Annotated in this window: 17 protein-coding genes and 1 other annotated feature; of the genes, 1 reads left to right on the top strand and 16 read right to left on the bottom strand. The window is 44.6% G+C overall.

Going from position 1 to position 18,972, the window contains the following annotated elements; translation table 11 throughout:
• Positions 1-25 precede the first annotated feature (25 nt).
• From M1D69_RS07225 to valS, 13 genes are all read right to left on the bottom strand, one after another.
• Complete coding sequence (locus M1D69_RS07225; RefSeq protein WP_458104147.1) at positions 26-892, bottom strand: M50 family metallopeptidase; 867 nt, start codon at positions 890-892, stop codon at positions 26-28.
• A complete protein-coding gene (locus M1D69_RS07220) occupies positions 885-1,679 on the bottom strand; it encodes a M23 family metallopeptidase (protein WP_024122352.1) in 795 nt (264 codons plus the stop codon). The genes M1D69_RS07225 and M1D69_RS07220 overlap by 8 nt, the downstream gene beginning before the upstream one ends.
• Before the next feature lie 149 nt (positions 1,680-1,828).
• Complete coding sequence (gene minD / locus M1D69_RS07215) at positions 1,829-2,635, bottom strand: septum site-determining protein MinD (protein WP_024122353.1); 807 nt, start codon at positions 2,633-2,635, stop codon at positions 1,829-1,831.
• Position 2,636: 1 nt separating this feature from the next.
• Positions 2,637-3,317, bottom strand: a complete 681-nt coding sequence (gene minC, locus M1D69_RS07210) for a septum site-determining protein MinC (RefSeq protein ID WP_024122354.1) — start codon at positions 3,315-3,317, stop codon at positions 2,637-2,639.
• A 52-nt stretch (positions 3,318-3,369) separates the two neighbouring features.
• On the bottom strand, positions 3,370-3,888 hold the full coding sequence (gene mreD, locus M1D69_RS07205) for a rod shape-determining protein MreD (RefSeq protein ID WP_010335162.1): 519 nt from the start codon (positions 3,886-3,888) through the stop codon (positions 3,370-3,372).
• The gene (gene mreC / locus M1D69_RS07200; protein WP_458104148.1) at positions 3,885-4,757 is read right to left on the bottom strand and encodes a rod shape-determining protein MreC; all 873 of its coding nucleotides are present in this window, start codon (positions 4,755-4,757) and stop codon (positions 3,885-3,887) included. Before mreC ends, mreD begins: the two co-directional genes overlap by 4 nt.
• Before the next feature lie 30 nt (positions 4,758-4,787).
• Positions 4,788-5,801 carry a cell shape-determining protein MreB gene (gene mreB, locus M1D69_RS07195; protein ID WP_010335164.1) on the bottom strand — a complete coding sequence of 338 codons (1,014 nt, stop codon included), beginning with the start codon at positions 5,799-5,801 and terminating at the stop codon, positions 4,788-4,790.
• Positions 5,802-5,892: 91 nt separating this feature from the next.
• On the bottom strand, positions 5,893-6,588 hold the full coding sequence (gene radC, locus M1D69_RS07190; RefSeq protein ID WP_044154171.1) for a RadC family protein: 696 nt from the start codon (positions 6,586-6,588) through the stop codon (positions 5,893-5,895).
• Between the two features lie 37 nt (positions 6,589-6,625).
• On the bottom strand, positions 6,626-7,195 hold the full coding sequence (locus tag M1D69_RS07185) for a Maf family nucleotide pyrophosphatase (RefSeq protein ID WP_044154168.1): 570 nt from the start codon (positions 7,193-7,195) through the stop codon (positions 6,626-6,628).
• Positions 7,196-7,345: 150 nt separating this feature from the next.
• Entirely contained in the window at positions 7,346-8,344 is a 999-nt protein-coding gene (locus tag M1D69_RS07180) for an SPOR domain-containing protein (RefSeq protein ID WP_458104149.1), read from the bottom strand.
• A gap of 132 nt (positions 8,345-8,476) precedes the next feature.
• Positions 8,477-9,223: a prepilin peptidase gene (locus M1D69_RS07175; RefSeq protein ID WP_458104150.1), complete on the bottom strand. Its 747-nt coding sequence runs from the start codon at positions 9,221-9,223 to the stop codon at positions 8,477-8,479.
• 140 nt (positions 9,224-9,363) lie between these two features.
• Positions 9,364-10,656, bottom strand: a complete 1,293-nt coding sequence (locus M1D69_RS07170; protein ID WP_458104151.1) for a bifunctional folylpolyglutamate synthase/dihydrofolate synthase — start codon at positions 10,654-10,656, stop codon at positions 9,364-9,366.
• A gap of 59 nt (positions 10,657-10,715) precedes the next feature.
• The gene (gene valS, locus M1D69_RS07165; protein WP_458104152.1) at positions 10,716-13,358 is read right to left on the bottom strand and encodes a valine--tRNA ligase; all 2,643 of its coding nucleotides are present in this window, start codon (positions 13,356-13,358) and stop codon (positions 10,716-10,718) included.
• Positions 13,359-13,417: 59 nt separating this feature from the next.
• Positions 13,418-13,640, bottom strand: a binding site (T-box leader).
• A gap of 166 nt (positions 13,641-13,806) precedes the next feature.
• Between valS and M1D69_RS07160 the strand changes: the two genes are divergently transcribed.
• Positions 13,807-13,998: a hypothetical protein gene (locus M1D69_RS07160; RefSeq protein WP_024122364.1), complete on the top strand. Its 192-nt coding sequence runs from the start codon at positions 13,807-13,809 to the stop codon at positions 13,996-13,998.
• A 19-nt stretch (positions 13,999-14,017) separates the two neighbouring features.
• On the opposite strand, the gene cotN is transcribed toward M1D69_RS07160, so the two are convergent.
• From cotN to hemL, 3 genes are all read right to left on the bottom strand, one after another.
• Positions 14,018-15,043: a spore coat protein CotN gene (gene cotN, locus M1D69_RS07155; RefSeq protein WP_458104153.1), complete on the bottom strand. Its 1,026-nt coding sequence runs from the start codon at positions 15,041-15,043 to the stop codon at positions 14,018-14,020.
• Between the two features lie 32 nt (positions 15,044-15,075).
• Positions 15,076-17,544, bottom strand: a complete 2,469-nt coding sequence (locus M1D69_RS07150) for a LysM peptidoglycan-binding domain-containing protein (protein WP_458104154.1) — start codon at positions 17,542-17,544, stop codon at positions 15,076-15,078.
• Positions 17,545-17,678: 134 nt separating this feature from the next.
• Complete coding sequence (hemL, locus tag M1D69_RS07145) at positions 17,679-18,971, bottom strand: glutamate-1-semialdehyde 2,1-aminomutase (protein ID WP_059293481.1); 1,293 nt, start codon at positions 18,969-18,971, stop codon at positions 17,679-17,681.
• Between the last annotated feature and the right edge of the window lies 1 nt (position 18,972).

Genomic DNA, 18,972 nt, shown 5'->3' with positions numbered 1-18,972 from the left:
AATACAAGGCGTTTGTCAATCGATTTTAATAAGGGAGCAGCAGCTCTTCCATGGAGGAATTTGTCCGTTTATCAGCAAAGTAGGCATGCAGCACTTCATTCTCATCCAGCTGGCTTAGCTTCTCGCCGGATTTTTCTATAATAATGGGATGCTTGCAGCCTCGTTTGAATTCCGCCATGACATGATAGACTTTGTCCTCAGCATTAACGGTAAGCGGAAGCAATTTTTCAAGCTCGCGGTTTTTCCCATAATATCTTTCCAGGAGAAACCTCACATGGATATAGTGTCTTTGCCTGTACTCCTCAAACAAAGAAACAGCCAGAAAGACAAACAGAACCCATGCGCTGATTTGCAGAGGAACCGCAAATAAAACCCAGCATGCGAGAATCAGGCAGCACACAAGTGAAGTCTTTAGATTCAGCCGGTGCGCTTTTTGAAAAGCCAGATGCTTTGAAAAAATTAAAAATAACAGCTTGCCGCCATCAAGCGGCCAAATCGGCAGCAGATTCACAAATAAAATAGATAGATTATAAAATGTAAACAGTTCAAAGGTCTGCTGATCAATTATTGAGAGGCCTGCAATCATCCAAGCCGCAAACTGGAGCCAAATGTGCTGAAGAGGTCCGGCAAGAATAACCGCAAACTCTTCCTTTAACGGCCGATTTCCGTGCTCTTCCACTTCAACTGTCCCTCCAAATGGCAGCAAAAAAACACGCTTGATTCTCCAAGAAAAAAACACGGCCAGAGCGGCATGCCCCAGCTCATGGATCAGAACAATCACAAGCAAACACAGCAATGCCTTCATATGCCCTGTAATCAGCCCCAGCGCCATGATAATCCAAAGAAAAGGATGAACATGAATTTTCAAGATGAGGTCAAGCCATTTATTCAAATGAGATCACCTGAATCGGATCAATAAATTTGTCGCCGTCTTTCATGGCAAAATAATAGAGCCCTTTGTTATGATCATCGAGTTTAATCGAACCGAGCTTTTTGCCTTTATCTACAAAATCATATAAAGCGACATCCACGTCTTTCAGTTCGCCATAAATGCTGTAGGTATTGTCAGCATGCTGCACTTTCACTGTCAGCCCCGTCTCACCGTCTTTACTGACTTCAACAACATAGCCCTCTTTTATACAATCGATTGTATCGCTGCTAGTTTCGACTTTAATGCCTTCCCCGTTGTCCTGAAAATCCTGCTGAACTTTACCAGACGCGGGTGCGACGAGATCCTGACCCACTTCAACCTGCTGTTCCTTATTTTTCTTCTCAGGAGCGAGAAATGCAAGCGGGCTGCCAAATTTCGTTTCAAACCAATGGCTTGCTGAAGCAAATTGAAATTCTGTTTCGAAGGTTTGTGCAACAACCGGCTTGATCTGGCTGACAGGTCCAATATTTGTTTTATAGGCTATAGCAGAAACAAGAACAAGGCAGGCCGATAGAAGACATTTCAGAATAATTGAGTCTGTTTTCACCAAAGGGTGTCTTCCGCTGAAATTCGAATTGCCATCTTCATACACCGGGAGGGTTCCATGTTTTTCCTGATCAGACATCATGACCCAAGACGGCGGTTTTTGCTTTTCGGAACCTGTCTGAGTAGGGAAACGTTTTGAGCCGGAAACCTGTTTCCTTCTTTTCTCTAATCGTTTTCTGATTTCATCTGCTCTGTGACTCATTGCCATCATCCTTTGCATTCGTTGGGTTTGTACATCATATGTCTTGTCCACGGCAATTATTCGATTTACCTTCAGCACAGAGCAGTCAGAAACAAAAAAACCTGACACAGCATTTGCTTTGTCAGATTCTTCTCTTTTATTCTATGAAATTATGATCTTACTCCGAAAAATGACTTAATCTTAGCCATCATTCCCTTGTTTTGCTCTTCAAGCACCTGCAAAGGAACAGATTCGCCTAAAATGCGGCGGGCAATATTGCGATATGCGATGGAAGCGCGGTTTTTAGGATCCATTGCAATCGGTTCGCCATGGTTAGATGCCTTAATGACTTCATCATCATCGGCAACGATACCGAGCAAATCAATCGACAAATGCTGAACGATTTCATCGATATCCATCGTGTCACCGTTTTTCATCAGGTGATTTCTGATTCTGTTTACAACGAGCCGCGGCGGTTCAATATTTTCTTCTTGCTCCAAAAGCCCTATAATGCGATCAGCATCTCGCACAGCTGAAATTTCAGGCGTTGTGACCACTACCGCCTTATCAGCCCCGGAAACGGCGTTTTTGTATCCTTGCTCAATTCCTGCGGGACAGTCTATGATGACATAATCAAATTCCTGCTTGAGCTCTTGGACCATAGTTTTAATTTGTTCAGGAGCAACAGCCGTTTTATCGCTCGTTTGAGCAGCGGGCATTAAATAGAGCAAATCATCAAAACGTTTATCCTTTACGAGCGCCTGATGCATTTTACATCTGCCCTCTACAACGTCTACGAGATCATAAATAATTCTATTTTCAAGACCCATTACTACATCCAGGTTGCGCAGTCCTATATCAGTATCTACTAAACATACACGCTTCCCTAAAATGGCTAAGGCGGTACCGAGGTTAGCAGATGTTGTTGTTTTACCTACTCCGCCTTTTCCCGAAGTTATTACGATAGCCTCACCCAATTCACATTCCTCCCTCAAGCCTTGTTAGATCAGGTCTTAAATGAGCCAAATGTTGAAGGCGTTCAATGACCATATTTCCGTCTGTATCTAAATAAGCACATTCCATTTCGTTCCCTTTTTGAATGTGGTCTGGGGAGCGATTTAACACGTGATTGATTCTTAACTGTGTCGGCAGCATTTCAGAGGCAGCAATGACCGCATGATTATTTCCGTTAAATCCGGCGTGGGCAATCCCTTTCAGCGAACCCAGAACAAAAATGTTTCCGCCGGCTCTGACTGTCCCGCCCGGGTTCACATCTCCGATTAGAAGCAAATCGCCCTTCACCTCGAGCACTTGGCCTGAACGGACAATTTTTGAAACAGAAATAATTTCAGCTTCCTCTTTCATACGCTGTGCTTCTTTTTTAGTAATGACTTCACTCTCAATAGAATGAACAAACAAATCTTTCTTTGACGCAATTAATTCGGTCAGCTGTTCCTCTTGCTCCTGATATAAGCAGCGATTGCCCAGCTTAATGTGAACGCTGATTTTCTGGCCTTTTCCATCTGTATATTGTTCAATTGACAGCATATTCTGAAGACCATCGAGAAGCTCATCAAAAGAACATGCATCATCAAGATGCAATGTCAAACCATTCTTTGTTCCTTTTATCGTTACATATTGCTGCTTTTTGGTCTTCACAATATTCACCTCAACAACATACTCATTTCGTCAAAAAAAGATAAAATCCTTTTTACTCATCTCTCAATTCTTTCTTTAGACTCATAAAAAATAATCTAAATGGGAGAACCAGGATGAGTGCGCTTATCATATTTAATAAAACTGTCGGTATAAACCGGTCTAGCACAAAGCCATTAAACGTCATAATGTCTTTGTGAATCAGCGACTGAATACCGAATACATAAAATTCAAGCAGGCAAACTGCGAGAACAGCAATCAGGATGACGACAAAAGCGTTTGTGTGCAGCACTTTAAACGCTTTTGACGCCAAATAGCTTAGCCCCGCAAAGCCAAACATATAAACACCTAATAGACTTGTATAATTCATATCATATAGAAAGCCGAAAATAAAACCGTAAATCACCGCGTGTTTTTGATTGATAAAAGCCGACATAAAAATCAGCACAAGCATTAGAAAACGCGGGACGAGCACCTGGTCATCCGTGACGAACGGGAAATGCACCAGATCAGTAAAGATGCTTTCCGCCGAAAAAACCAACATCATAACGAAAGGGAGAAGGAAACGTTTCACGATCCTTCCTCCTCTGTATCGACAGTCGGCACATCACGATTAACAATGATCACATTATTTAAATCAGAAAGATCAGCCGCAGGTTTTACATAGGCTACTTTCGTTAATCCATAAGAGTCAGACTCGATCTCAGTCACTTCACCGATTGTCAGCCCTTCTGGAAATACGCCTCCTGTGCCCGACGTTTCAATCAGATCGCCTTTTTTCACGTCTTGTTTATCCTTGCGTTCGATTATGGTCATCTTCAGCCGTTTTTTGTCTTTATCATAGCCTTCGATTAAACCGTAGCCTTTGCTGCCTTTTTTCCCGGAAATGGTTGTTGCGACTCTGTTATTCCGGTCAGTATCGCTTAAAAGCTGGACCGTAGACGTAAAGTTATTAAGGCCGGAGCTTTTAATCTTACCGATTAATGCGCCTTTTTCGTTCGTTACAGCCATATCTTTCGCTACGTTTTGCTGAGTCCCTTTGTTAATGGTCACCTGCTTCGCCCAGTTATCAGGGCTTCTGGCAATAACTGTCGCCAAAATCGGCTTGTAATCTTTTATTGATTTCACATGGCCGAGTTCGTCACGCAAGGATTTGTTTTCGTCTTCAAGTTCTTGGAGCTTGGCTTCATATTTTGTCTGTCCGTCAAGCTTTTCTCTCAGACGCTCGTTTTCTTCGTATGTGTTTTTTAAATCACTAATGTTCTCAAATATCCCTGCAAAAAATTCGGCAGGCGTATGAAAAATGTTTTGAAATACTCCCGTCGTATCACCGATCAGTTTCTCAGGCCAGGTGGTATTACGGCCGTCCTTCAGCGAAAATCCAATCATAGCCACCAATATGATAATACACAGAAGTAATAGCATTAACCGTTTATTCGGCATCGTGTTACACCTCTTCTATTGAACTCCCGATTATCTTGTTTTTCCTTTGAAAAGATGGATGTGCTCCAGTGCTTTTCCTGTACCGATCGCTACACAATCAAGCGGGTCTTCAGCGATAAGGACCGGCATTTTTGTTTCTTCGCTGATGACTTTGTCCAGATTACGAAGAAGCGCTCCGCCGCCGGTTAACACAATACCTCTGTCCATGATATCTGCGGCAAGCTCAGGCGGTGTTTTTTCAAGTGTGCTTTTCACTGCCTCTACAATGGTTGACACAGTGTCACGCAGAGCATTAGAAATTTCTTTTCCAGTAATTTCGATCGTTTTCGGCAGGCCAGTCAGCAAGTCACGGCCGCGGATTTCCATTTTATCGGATTCTTCTGCAGATTCAGCAGAGCCGATATCCATTTTAATCGCTTCAGCAGTGCGGTCCCCGATCATCAGGTTGTATGTTTTTCTGATGTAGTTGATAATCGCATCGTCCATTTCATCACCGGCAACGCGGATGGATTGAGATGTTACAATACCTCCGAGGGAAATAATCGCAACTTCTGTCGTTCCGCCACCGATATCAACAACCATGCTTCCAGTCGGTTCCCAAACCGGCAGATTAGCGCCGATAGCCGCAGCAAACGGTTCTTCGATCGGATACGCGTCACGCGCTCCGGCTTGTCTTGTCGCATCGATAACAGCACGCTCTTCAACCGCAGTAATGCCGGATGGCACACAAACCATGACATAAGGTTTTCTGGCAAACATGCCTTTATTTTTAATGGCTTGATTGATGTAATATTTCATCATGGTAGCCGTTGTTTCATAATCAGCGATAACGCCGTCTTTCATCGGGCGAAGAGCTACTACGTTTCCAGGAGTCCGTCCGATCATATTTTTCGCATCATTTCCGACAGCAACAATCGATTTCGTATCCGTTTGCAGAGCAACGACTGACGGCTCTCTCACAACAATTCCTTTACCTTTCACAAAAACAAGCGTATTCGCAGTTCCAAGATCTATACCAAGGTCTCTTGTACCAATTCCAAACATATGTATGTATCTTCCTTTCTTAAAGCAAAAATACCCTAAAGGGAAAAACTCATAAACTCTATTATAGCTTAATTCGACGAAAAAAAAAGTGTTACAAATATCCTTTTTCCTTTAAACTCACAAATTTTTTGTCGCCAATCACCAAATGGTCAAGCAGCTCGATGCCAATCAGGTTTCCGCATTCAAACAGCCGTCTTGTCACTTCAATATCTTCCCTGCTCGGCGTCGGATCCCCCGAAGGATGATTGTGGATACAAATAAAGGAAGCAGCAGATCGTTTGAACGCTTCTTTAAATACCTCCCGAGGGTGGACAATGGATGAATTCAGACTTCCGATAAAAACAGTGCGTTTATGGATGACTTGGTTTTTTGTATTTAAATATAAACAGACAAAATGCTCCTGGGTTAAAAAGCGCATATCCTCCATGACCAGGTTTGCGCCGTCTTCCGGGGAGCGGATTACAACATGTTCTTCATTGGCTAATTTATGAATACGGCTTCCCAGTTCAACTGCTGCCAGTATTTGCACAGCCTTCACCAGACCGATTCCCGGGATGCTGGACAGCTCCTCAACGGAAGCTTCTTTCAGCAGACGCAGCCCGTCAAACGAGCGCAGAAGCCTGTTTGAAAGGTTCATAACAGATTCGTTCTTTGTGCCTGTCCGCAATAAAATAGCCAAAAGTTCGTTGTTTGCTAAGTTCTCGGCTCCGACTTTCAGCAGCCGTTCTCTAGGTTTTTCTTTCTTTGGGAAATCTCTGAGTTTTAATGGCAGATCGTGTATGATCAAGCCCTCCTTTTCTTTCCCTTCCCGTTTATAAAAATCGTCAGGCTTCTACATCAAAATCCTTCAGAACTCTCATTGTTTTTGATATAGGGAGCCCTACGACTGAATAATAATCTCCGTCTATTTTTTTTACAAAAAGTGCGCCTTTTCCTTGGATGCCGTAAGCACCTGCTTTATCCATCGGCTCTTTCGTTTCAATATAAGTCCAAATCTCTTCTTCGCTGAGGGGCCAAAACACAACCTCTGTCTTATCATAGAACGTTTCGCTGTGATTTGCGGCTTGAATACTGACAGCGGTTATCACTGAATGACTACGGCCGGAAAGCCTGCGAAGCATTGCAGCGGCTTCTTCTTGATCTTGCGGTTTGCCAAGGCACTCACCGTCAAGACATACCATTGTATCAGCACCGATTACGATTGCGCCCGGATTGAGATCGGCCACAGCCTTAGCTTTTTGTTTTGCCAACCATTGGACGTTTTCTTCAGGTGAAAAGTTTCGATTTAATTTTTCCTCTACTTCACTGACAATAATGGTGTAGGGAATCTGAAGCAGATCGAGGAGTTCTTTTCTTCGCGGAGATTGTGATGCAAGTATAAGCGGCTTAGCCATGTTCGTCATCCTTTCAGGGTTTGCTTAAGAAAAAAAGATACTCATTTATCCTACCAAATCATAAGGCTCGCCACAATTTCAGAAAAATAACTTTTTCATGACAAAATAAAAAAAGCCTGTCACTAAGGACGAAGGCTCAGCCACTTTCTATTATTTAATTACGGCTAAAAGCTGCTGCTGAGCCTTCCATCCGGCTTCAGCACTTGGGTCCTCTAATTCCTTTAACGCCTGCAAAACTGCTTTTTTCTCTCCCGTTTCAGCCGCTTCTGATTCACCGAGCGACTTTTCTATTTTTTTAACACTTGCTTTTGTGATATCTTCTCCGAGGATCGCCTTCGCAGAGAGCTCTGCTGTTTTCTTGAAAGAATCTGTCATATCCGACTCTATTGATAAGGTTAATTCCTTGCCTCCCCAAGCTTCAAAATCGCTGTCGATCAAAAGCTGCCCTAACTGCTGTGATACCGCCTTATCATTTGCAAGGCCCGCAATGACATACGTATACCCGTCATCCTTTGACAGGGAGACGGCGGAATATCCTTTTTCAGTCAGCTGTTCAGTTAACGTCTCAGCACCCTTTTCATTCGAAAACTTTCCTGCTTGAACTGCATATGTTTTATATGTACCTTCCGTTTGTGCCGCTTGTTTTTCTCCGCCGGTGCTTTGTTTCTCCGCAGTTGTATCTCCTGCTTTTGCAGTCTGGCTGCCTAAAGAATCATCTAAGGAGGCTGGCGCCGACGCTTCTTTATTGCCTGATATATTCAATGCGAATAGCCCTAAGCCTGTGCCTAAAACCGCCGCAAAGGCAATTGTCGCCGCCACTCTTTTTACCGGCTTGGCCGACCCTGACTTTCCTTTTGAATAGAGCTTCGATTTCTTCTTTTGATAAGGAGGAACAACTTTGGGGTCATCTTTAAACACCTTATCCTCGTCTGAATCCCAGTTGAATTCATCTTCATCAGGATGTTCATGGGATGCCGCAACCTCCTGCTCCGCCTTTCTCTTTTCCTCCCAATTTGAAAACGTCATGTCTTTTTCTTGCTCTGTCTTCGGTGTCTCTTGTTCGTAAACTGTTTCTTCTTTTCCATTAATCGTCACCTTAAGGGCTTTTTTTTCCGCTTTACTGATTTTTTTTTGCTTCCTTTTTTTCAATTCCGCTTCCTCCCTTCATTTGTGTGACCGTTCTTGTGGCTTTTCATGCTACACACTTTAGCACAGGCGAAAAAAAAAAGAACAAGACTTTTGTCGTCTTGTCCAAAAAACGTTCGTCAAATTTTTCATCAGTCAGCCTAACGCCGTTTTGACATAAAAGGAAATGATAGAGTCACCGTATAAATAAGCGAAAATACTTCCTGCCGCAATGGCCGGGGCAAAGGGAAGCGGCTGTTTTCTGGCCAGCCTTCCGAACAGTACAGCGGCAGCTCCGTACAATGCGCCTATAAGAACAGAAAAGAAAAAGGCGGCAGCAAGCATTTTTACACCAAGCACAAGGCCAATAACGGCAAATAATTTAACATCCCCTCCCCCTATTCCTCCATGAGTGATGACGGCAATAAAGGCCAGTAAAAGAAAACCGGCAGCCGCGCCTATAAAGCCTTCATACCAAGAAAGAAGCGGAGAAATGATTCTGCCAGCCGCCAGAAAGGGAAGAAAGAACAGCAATATGCGATTTGGAATCAGCATAAAGTGAATATCTGTCACAGAAACAATAATTAGAAGAGATAGAAACACCAACGCAACAATCAGTTCCCAAGACAAACCGAAACGAAATCCCGCGGCTCCAAATAAACTCGCTGTCGAGAGCTCTGCCGCCGGGTACATAAGAGAGAGCTTTTGGCCGCAGCTTTTGCAGTTGCCTTTTTGCAGAATAAAAGATAAAACAGGGATTAATTCCGTCGGGGTTAGGGTTCGACGGCAAAAGGAACATGCCGAACGCGGACTTATGATGGATATGCGCAAGGGGATACGGCATCCAACCGTATAATAAAATGAACCGAGGATAAGGCCGAGGACAAAAAGAATCGGAATCATAGACAACACACCTTTACTCTCTTTAGATTATGCTATGGATTGTAGCACAGCAAGCATATTGATCTATAATAAGCAATTTTAGATTTTGACAGAAAAAATCCCGGCAGAATATCATTATTGATTCTGCCGGGCCAAATTCATTACAACATTCTTTTTCGAATGTCAGAAATAAAATAAAGTGATCCCGTAATGAGCACGATATCATTTGAGCCTTTTTTGCTTTCTATTAATTTGATCACATGCTCCGGATCTTCATTCCAGCTTTTGCTGCTGATTTCACTAGCATCATACAGATCTTTCGCTAGAGAAGCACGCGGAAAATCAAAAGAAGCAAAATGAATCGAGTGCGCGATCGTTTCCAGTTTCTTAATCATGTCATGATACGGCTTATCCTTTAACGCACTGAACACCACACAAATGTCGGAATCCGGGAAACGCTGCTTCATCGTTTCAGTCAGCTTATCGATCCCTTCTTCATTATGGGCGCCGTCTAAATATACCGGCGGATGTTCCTGAACCAACTCTAATCTGCCCGGCCAAGCAGCCTTTACGAGCCCGCTTCTTAACGCAGCATCACTCATTTCAGCAATATTTTCCCTGTTAAGCCACTCGGCAGCCAAAATGGACAATGCCGCATTTTGTCTTTGATGCGTACCGATGAGTGATGTTCGAATATCTTCATAACACGTTTCTCCGGTTTTGAAAGAAAACTGTTCTCCTGCAGGGAGAGCCTTTTCATTATAAATCCTGCTTGTATCATGCAATGACTGAAAAGGAGCAGATTTTCGTTCAGCTTCATGCCGGATTACCTGTAAGGCTTCCGGCTGGGTAACGGCTGTCACGATCGGAATGCCTTCTTTTATAATCCCGGCTTTTTCGCCTGCGATTTCTTCAATGGTGTTTCCTAAAATGTTCATATGGTCGTGTCCGATGCTTGTGATGACGGTTAAAAGCGGTTCGACAACATTGGTAGAATCGTACCTTCCGCCCAGACCTGTTTCAAAAATAACAAAATCAACCTGATGATACGCAGCAAAATATAAAAATGCACAAGCCGTCATAATTTCAAATTCTGTCGGCTGACCGTGTTCAGTTTGATCGAGCTCTTCAACGATCGGTTTCACCTGATTAACGAGTGTGACCCACTCCTCATCTGTAATAGGTGTGCCGTTTACGCTGATGCGCTCATTAAATGTGATGATATAAGGCGATGTAAACGTACCGACAGTGTATCCCGCTTCTTGCAGCATAGAACGGATAAAAGCGACAGTTGATCCTTTGCCGTTTGTTCCCGCCACGTGGAGCGCGCGGATATTCTTTTCAGGATGGTCCAATCGCGCCATCAGCTGCTTCATTCGATCAAGACCGGGCTTCACTCCGAATTTTAGACGGCTGTGAATCCAGCTGCGCGCTTCTTCATATGCAGTAAACAATGATAATCCCCTCTTTTATAAGACAAGGCGGTTTCTCAAGAAACCGCCTCGGCTTTTCATTAGCCCTTCAGCTCAGCCATTCGTTTTTGAACAGCGTCACGCTTTGCCACATAATCTTTCTCTTTCTCACGTTCTTCATCAATTACGTGCGCAGGCGCTTTTTTTATAAATCCTTCGTTTCCAAGTTTCTTTTGGACACGCTCGACTTCTTTCGTCAGCTTATCGAATTCTTTTTGCAGACGGGCGATTTCTTCATCGATATTAATTAAACCTTCAAGCGGAAGTATGACCTCTGCTCCTGTGACAACTGCCGTCATTGCTTTATCAGCAGCTTCGATATCTGTACCGATTTTCAGCACGCTCGGATTAGTAAAGCGTTCCACATAAGAACGGTTTGCTTCGAGACGGGCTGCGACCTCGTCCGTGCTCGCTTTAATGTACAGTTCAACTTGCTTGCTCATCGGTGTGTTTACTTCGCTGCGGATATTACGCACAGAACGGATCAGTTCAACGAGAAGCTTCATGTCAGCAGCAGCTTCAGTGTCTGTATGCTCAGGCACAACAACAGGCCATGTGCTTACAGTAATGGATTCTCCTTGGTGCGGCAGGTGCTGCCAAATTTCCTCCGTTAAGAATGGCATAAACGGATGGAGGAGGCGCATCGTTTGATCCAGTACGTAAGCAAGGATAGAACGGGTTGTTTTCTTAGCCGCTTCGTCTTCTCCGTATAGAGGAAGCTTCGCCATTTCAATATACCAATCACAGAAATCGTCCCAAATAAAGTTATATAAATGGCGGCCGACTTCACCAAATTCATATTTATCAGCTAGCTGTGTCACACTTTCGATCGTTTCGTTTAAACGCGTTAAAATCCACTTGTCAGCTACTGATTTCTCACCTGAAAGATCAAGCTCATCATATGTCATGCCATCCATGTTCATTAATGCGAAACGAGAAGCGTTCCAAATTTTATTGGCAAAATTCCAAGTCGATTCCACTTTTTCATAGCTGAAACGAAGATCTTGGCCAGGAGAGCTTCCAGTCGCCAGGAAATAGCGAAGAGAATCGGCTCCGTACTTGTCAATCACGTCCATCGGATCGACACCGTTGCCAAGAGATTTACTCATTTTTCTGCCTTGCTCATCACGGATTAAGCCATGGATTAAAACATCTTTAAACGGACGTTCGCCAGTAAATTCAATCCCTTGGAAAATCATGCGTGACACCCAGAAGAAAATGATGTCGTAGCCTGTAACGAGAACGTCAGTCGGATAATAGCGTTTAAAGTCTTCAGCTGTCAAATCAGGCCAGCCCATAGTGGAGAAAGGCCAGAGCGCAGAACTGAACCATGTATCCAGCACGTCTGTATCCTGCTCCCAATTTTCGCTGTCCTCCGGCGCTTCAAGACCGACATATAACTCGCCTGTTTCTTTATGATACCAGGCAGGAATGCGGTGGCCCCACCATAATTGACGGGAAATACACCAGTCGCGGATATTTTCCATCCAATGCAAATACGTTTTTTCGAAGCGGTCAGGCACAAAGTTGACTTTTTCTTCTTTCTCCTGCAATTCAATTGCTGCATCAGCAAGCGGTTGCATGCGCACAAACCATTGGGTAGAAAGATAAGGCTCAACAACCGCTCCGCTTCGTTCACTATGTCCGACAGAGTGCAGATGGTCCTCGATTTTGAAGAGAACGCCTGCCTCCTGTAAATCTTTAACGAGCTTTTTGCGGCATTCAAAGCGATCCATGCCTTGATATTGCAGCGCATTTTCATTCATCGTGCCGTCTTCATTCATGACAAGAATGCGCTCTAAGTTATGGCGGTTGCCAAGCTCGAAGTCGTTCGGATCATGGGCAGGCGTAATTTTCACCGCACCTGAACCAAATTCCATATCAACATAGTCATCGCCGACAATCGGTATTTCACGATTTGTGATAGGCAGAATAACCGTTTTTCCGATAAGGTGCTTGTAGCGCTCATCTTCAGGGTGAACCGCAACGGCTGAATCACCAAGCATCGTTTCTGGACGTGTCGTCGCGATTTCAATTGAACCTGATCCGTCAGCAAGCGGATAGCTCATGTGATAAAACGCGCCTTGAACATCCTTGTAAATGACCTCAATGTCTGATAAAGCTGTTTTTGTTGCAGGGTCCCAATTTATGATGTATTCGCCTCTGTAGATCAAGCCTTTTTCATAAAGTTTGACGAACACTTCGCGAACCGCTCTGTTTAAGCCTTCATCAAGCGTAAAGCGTTCACGGGAATAATCAAGGCCAAGCCCTAATTTCGCCCACTGGCTGCGGATGAAGTCAGCATACTCTTCCTTCCACTTCCACGTTTCTTCAAGAAATTTCTCACGGCCTAAATCGTAACGGCTTGTGCCTTCTTCACGAAGTTTCGCTTCAACTTTAGCCTGTGTCGCGATGCCGGCGTGGTCCATACCCGGAAGCCACAGTACATCATACCCCTGCATGCGTTTCATTCTTGTTACAATGTCTTGCAGCGTGGTATCCCAAGCGTGGCCAAGGTGAAGCCTTCCTGTTACGTTTGGCGGCGGAATAACGACAGAGTACGGCTCCTTTGTCTGATCGCTGCCTGCTTCAAAAAACTTACCTTTTAGCCAAAAATCATATCGGTCTTTTTCAACTGCAGCCGGATCGTATTTCGTCGGCATTGTTTGTTCATTCGTTTCCATCATAACCCTCCAGCATGTTTAAAATGGCTGAGAACGAAAAAAGAGCCCTTCATCCTTGGGAAAAGGACGAAAAAGCTCTTTCGCGGTACCACCTTTTTTCATGAACTTTGTCAGTTCATGCGCTTCAACGGATAACGGGGGTTTCCCGAATTTCTCTACTCTTCTTTCAAGAAATTATGCTCCCGGGCGACCTTCCAATCAGACAACATAAGAAGCCTTTCAGCAAGCGGCTTCTCTCTCTGCATGCGTCTTTCTTGTACTCTTCCCGTTCTAAGCAGGTGTATCTATCAGCTCATTATATACTTTATTTATGTTCTTTATTATAGTAAAAGTGTTTTTGATTCGTCAATCATCTTTTCCAAAAATACTGCTTCCTATACAAGATGGGCAGGCACCTATTGACCAAGTATACATATGATGCTTGTAAATGCGTAGAGGAGGATGCACCGTGAAGAAACGTTTCAGCTCTTATTCCCTGCCGCCGTGGGTCAGGCAAATTCGGCTTGTATCCGCGCAAGTGATTATCCCGATTACGATTTTCCAAGGCATCAGAACCATTTTCTTTCCGACAACCTTTGATGTCTTGCTGCTCGCAATATTGATTCTGTTAGCCTGTGCGCTTCATTTGGAATGGATATAAACAAACAAGTCCGCGCCAATTAAGACGTGGACTCGTTTTCCGCCTGAAATTTTTTCTCTTGTTCAATTTGATGGATTTTCATCACAAACGGCTCAATATTTTTCATTTGCCAGTATGCCTTTAATAAGTGTGTACATTCATCTTTTTCACGCCGTCTTTTCCCGGTCTGATAGCGGTTCAGCACTTTGTACACCGCTTCCGGATAAGCCATGTAACTGAGAAAAAGACTGATTTCAGCCTCATGCAGAGGAAATGCTTTCGTATATGAATAAAACCAATCGACACACTCCGGACAAGCTTTTGGAAAACCGCTGAACATTCGTGTGTAAAAGCCGAGCAAGTCGTTATGCGGCGGCCCCACAGACGCTCTCTCAAAATTCGTAAAGTATCCGGTCCCTGCATCATTGTACAGAAAATGGTGAATAGACAGGCTGCCGTGGGTAATGACAACCCTTGAGGAGCCTTTTTCTTTTGCCGCTTCATACCAGTCCTTAATCCGCTCAAGCGCAAAGTTTACGGCGGAAATGGTTTCTGAAAAATAGGTTATAGCCTGCAATTCAAAGGGAGAAAGGTACCATTCTTTCTCAGCTCTGTCTACAAACTGTTCATAAATGACCTTTTGATTTTCCCACTTTTTTCTCGTTTGTTCATAGTGGCGTTCAATGTCTTCACGCCTGACCTTAATTTCCTGCGCAGTTCTCTCGTGAAGGCGGGCTGTTTCTCTAAATAGATAGGCATGTTTCTGATCCCGCTCTTCCTCTTGGTCAAATTGGAGCCAAGGCATTAAGTAATAGGAGTCTCCAGTTTGTACGCCCCCGGAGAAAAACTCTCCCCCATTTGTTCTGTAAATGGGAACAAAGGAATGAAAGCCTTTTTCCTCAATTGCCACCATTTGATCTGTAAAATGTTTGCCGCGAACCGATTTCATTTTTTTCAGCGCAAATACCCCATAATCTGAATACACTTTCCACACACGAGGACTGACTGGCTCAATAAATTGAGCCGTCAGTCCGTATTCCTGAAGAACCGATTGGACATCTTCCATTCCATTCACCACATTTTCCGATCGCTTACGGCTTACGCATGGCTGCTGTTGTATTGAGGGATATAAAGAATCTGCCCTGCTTTCAATTCATCATCCAGCGCCAAAGAATTCATCCTGATCAGCTGCTGGGAGGTAATGTCGTACCGTTCGCATAAACGTTCAATGGTATCTTCCTGCTGAACAATACAGATTTTCATTCTAGAAAACTCATCCTCTTCTCTTGTAAAGAGTTTTGTTAAATAAAGAGAATTATGATTTTCCTTTGTTTCAGTTTCCTTTGTTTGAGCAGCAGGAACAGCATCTGTTTCCTTCCTTTCAGGTTCGGAAGTGTCTGGCAGCTGGTAAGAATGAAAAGACGCCTCTTCCTCAGGTTCTTCAGGTGAAGGTGTTTTTCTCACTTCAATTTCAAAGCTTTCTTTCTTCTGCTCTTCTTCCTCCAGCAACTTAGGCGCTGAATAAAAGGAATGCTCTTCTGAATCTTGTTCCGGCAGGAAGGTACGGTAGGCCGGCGTAAGCTCTTCTTCCTGAGATTCCTCTTCAGCACTTATCTTTTGATTAAAATGCAGGGTTGGAACTGCTGCTTCTTCCTTTAAAAGTGCAGCTGGCGCTTCTTCCTGCTCTCTGCTTCCTTCTAAAGAAACAACGTCTTCACGTATAGTTTCCTGGACTTCCTCCGGTTGTTCTGCATCCTGTCGAGGTGCAGGCTCTATGTGATCCGATAGCTCCGATTCTGTTTTTTGGGATTCTTGACGCAAAGCATGCTCAAGAATAGGAGAATCTGGCTTTTCTGTTTTTTCTTCACCACGCTCAGCCTCTTGCTGAAGCTCAGCTTTTACAGCAAGTGATATTTCCGCCTCTGAAACAAGCGGTTCTGACAGTTCAGCCTGCTCTTCCTCCGCCTCTGCTTTTTCGCGGATCTCAATTCCTGAAGCAGCCTTTGGGGAATCTGCTTCTATTGTTTCCGCTTCCTCACGAAGCCCTGCCTCTGAAAGAATGAGCTCCGGCGGCTTCGCTTCTTCTGCCTTTATATCTTTGCTGTCCTCTGCTTTTAAAGCAGCTGATTCTGATCGTACAGTTTCTTTCTCTTCATTCGCCTGCTCTTCACGAAGCCTCGCTTCCGAGACAACAAGCTCTGGCGACTCGGCTGGCGCTTCTTCCGCTTTTATACCGCCAATGTCCTCTGCTTTTAAAGCCAATGGCGCTGACCGCTCAGCTTCTTCCTTTTCATCTGCTTGCTCTTCACGAAGCCTCGCTTCCGAGACAACAAGCTCTGGCGGCTCAGCTGGCGCTTCTTCCGCCTTTATACCGCCGCTGTCCTCCGCTTTTAAAGCCAATGGCGCTGACCGCTCAGCTTCTTTCTTTTCATTTTCCTGTTCTTCACGAAGCCTCGCTTCCGAGACAACAAGCTCTGGCGGCTCAACTGACGCTTCTTCTGCTTTTATACCGCCGCTGTCCTCCGCTTTTAAAGCCAATGGCGCTGACCGCTCAGCTTCTTTCTTTTCATTTTCCTGTTCTTCACGAAGCCTCGCTTCCGAGACAACAAGCTCTGGCGGCTCAGCTGGCGCTTCTTCCGCCTTTATACCACCGCTGTCCTCCGCTTTTAAAGCCAATGGCGCTGACCGCTCAGCTTCTTTCTTTTCATTTTCCTGTTCTTCACGAAGCCTCGCTTCCGAGACAACAAGCTCTGGCGGCTCAGCTGGCGCTTCTTCCGCCTTTATATCTTCGCTGTCCTCTGATTTTATAGCCAATGGCGCTGACCGCTCAGCTTCTTCCTCTTCATCTGCTTGCTCTTCACGAAGCCTCGCTTCCGAGACAACAAGCTCTGGCGGCTCAGCTAGCGCTTCTTCCACCTTTATATCTTCGCTGTCCTCTGATTTCAAAGCCAATGGCGCTGACCGCCCAGCTTCTTCCTCTTCATTTTCCTGCTCTTCACGAAACACCGCTTCCGAGACTAGAAGCTCTGGCGGCTCGGCTGGCGCTTCTTCTTCGCTGTCTTCTGCTTCTAAAGCAAATAGCTCTGGCGGCTCAGAAAAACCTTCATCAGGAGCTTCATAGAGAGGAATGTCTTGCTCCCTGTCTGCTGTGTCATCAAGAAGGCCTTCTATTGCTAAATCAGCCTGGATCGTCAGGATGCGCGAATCTGTTAGTTGATAGTCAAATGCATCAATAAACACAAAAACTTCATGTAAATGACTGACTTTATTTTTCGGGATGGTAATATCGACAGGGAAACAATGAGTCAGTTCCGCAGTTCCATCCTCTCTCTTTCTGACCTCTTCGACAAACCGCTTATCGGTATAAAACTCTTCAGTATTTTTGCTCTGATCTATGTTGTACTCACCTGTAAGTTCAAGCGATCCTCTGATTGAAACGTAATCATTTACTTCCTGAACCCTAATATCAGGATCTAATGAAATGGAAAGCAGTTCAGAAACTTCCTGTCCTTTTTGGAAACAGATCGATTCTTCTACAGAAAATTGCAATCGATGATTTTGCGGCAAGTTCATATCCTCCTTTCATCTAATCCTTAAAATTAGATGTCACTAAAGGTGTATGTATGAAACGGAGAAAATATGAATGGGGAAGCATAGAAAAACCGGTACAAGGATGTCCTTGATACCGGTTTTTATCGTACTTATCCGCGGCTAATCTCAGCGAATACGTTCTCAGCTGCCTGAATTGTTTTTTCAATATCTTCATCAGTATGAGCCGTCGAGAGGAAAAGCCCTTCAAATTGAGACGGCGGAAGGAACACACCTTCGTTTGCCATTCCTTTATAATACTTGGCAAACAGCTTCAAATCCGATGCTTTGGCTGTTTCATAATTGATGACAGGTTCATTTGTAAAGAAGAAACCGATCATTGAACCTGCGCGGTTAAAGGTATGCGGAATACCGTGCGCCTCTGCCGCTTTTGAAATGCCTTCTTCCAGCCTGTCGCCTTTTTTCATAAAGGTCTTGTATGATTCAGGCGTGAGCTGCTTTAATGTTTCGAGTCCAGCCGTCATCGCAAGCGGGTTGCCTGACAGCGTACCTGCCTGATAAATCGGACCGCTCGGAGCAATCCGCTCCATAATTTCGGCTTTACCGCCATAAGCGCCGACAGGCAGTCCGCCCCCGATCACTTTTCCTAAGCAAGTCAGATCAGGCGTTACGCCGAAATAGCCTTGGGCGCATTTGTAATCGACCCGGAAGCCAGTCATGACTTCATCAAAAATCAGCAACGTGCCGTACTGTTCAGTAATATCACGCAATCCTTGCAGGAAGCCTTCTTGCGGCGGAACTACTCCCATGTTTCCGGCAACCGGTTCTACGATGACGCCTGCAATATCTTCACCGAACTGTTGGAATGCAAGCTTTACACTTTCTAAATCATTGTACGGAACGGTGATGGTGTTTTTCGCTATTCCTTCAGGTACGCCCGGGCTGTCAGGCAGACCGAGTGTCGCCACTCCTGAACCCGCTTTAATCAGCAGAGAATCTCCATGTCCATGGTAGCAGCCCTCAAATTTTAAAATCTTATTGCGGCCTGTATATCCTCTTGCCAAACGAAGCGCGCTCATGGTCGCCTCGGTTCCCGAGCTGACCATCCGTACAATTTCTACTGACGGCACTCGGTCAATGACGAGCTTCGCCAATTCATTCTCCACCTCAGTCGGAGCCCCGAAGCTTGTCCCGTATTCAGCCACTTTTTTGAGGCTCTCTACAACGCGGTCATTTGTGTGTCCTAAAATTAAAGGCCCCCATGACAAGACGTAATCAATATACTCATTTCCATCAATATCATAGATTTTAGAGCCTTTTCCGCGCTCCATAAAAATCGGGTCCATGTCTACCGATTTAAAGGCGCGAACGGGGCTGTTTACACCGCCCGGCATGAGTTTTTGCGCTTCTTTAAAAGCCGCTTTTGATTTTTCATAGCTTCTCATC

This window comes from Bacillus sp. PK3-037, from assembly GCF_054161355.1.
Note: the sequence above shows the minus strand (reverse complement) of the source record. Positions and strands in the feature narration are given on the sequence as shown.

Excerpts from the sequence above, each read along its gene's own strand:
- mreC (WP_458104148.1), bottom strand. The coding sequence starts at position 4,757 with ATGCCGAATAAACGGTTAATGCTATTACTTCTGTGTATTATCATATTG.
- M1D69_RS07185 (WP_044154168.1), bottom strand. The coding sequence starts at position 7,195 with ATGGCTAAGCCGCTTATACTTGCATCACAATCTCCGCGAAGAAAAGAA.
- M1D69_RS07175 (WP_458104150.1), bottom strand. The coding sequence starts at position 9,223 with ATGATTCCGATTCTTTTTGTCCTCGGCCTTATCCTCGGTTCATTTTAT.
- hemL (WP_059293481.1), bottom strand. The coding sequence starts at position 18,971 with ATGAGAAGCTATGAAAAATCAAAAGCGGCTTTTAAAGAAGCGCAAAAA.
- M1D69_RS07220 (WP_024122352.1), bottom strand. The coding sequence starts at position 1,679 with ATGAGTCACAGAGCAGATGAAATCAGAAAACGATTAGAGAAAAGAAGG.
- mreB (WP_010335164.1), bottom strand. The coding sequence starts at position 5,801 with ATGTTTGGAATTGGTACAAGAGACCTTGGTATAGATCTTGGAACTGCG.
- valS (WP_458104152.1), bottom strand. The coding sequence starts at position 13,358 with ATGGAAACGAATGAACAAACAATGCCGACGAAATACGATCCGGCTGCA.
- cotN (WP_458104153.1), bottom strand. The coding sequence starts at position 15,043 with ATGGAAGATGTCCAATCGGTTCTTCAGGAATACGGACTGACGGCTCAA.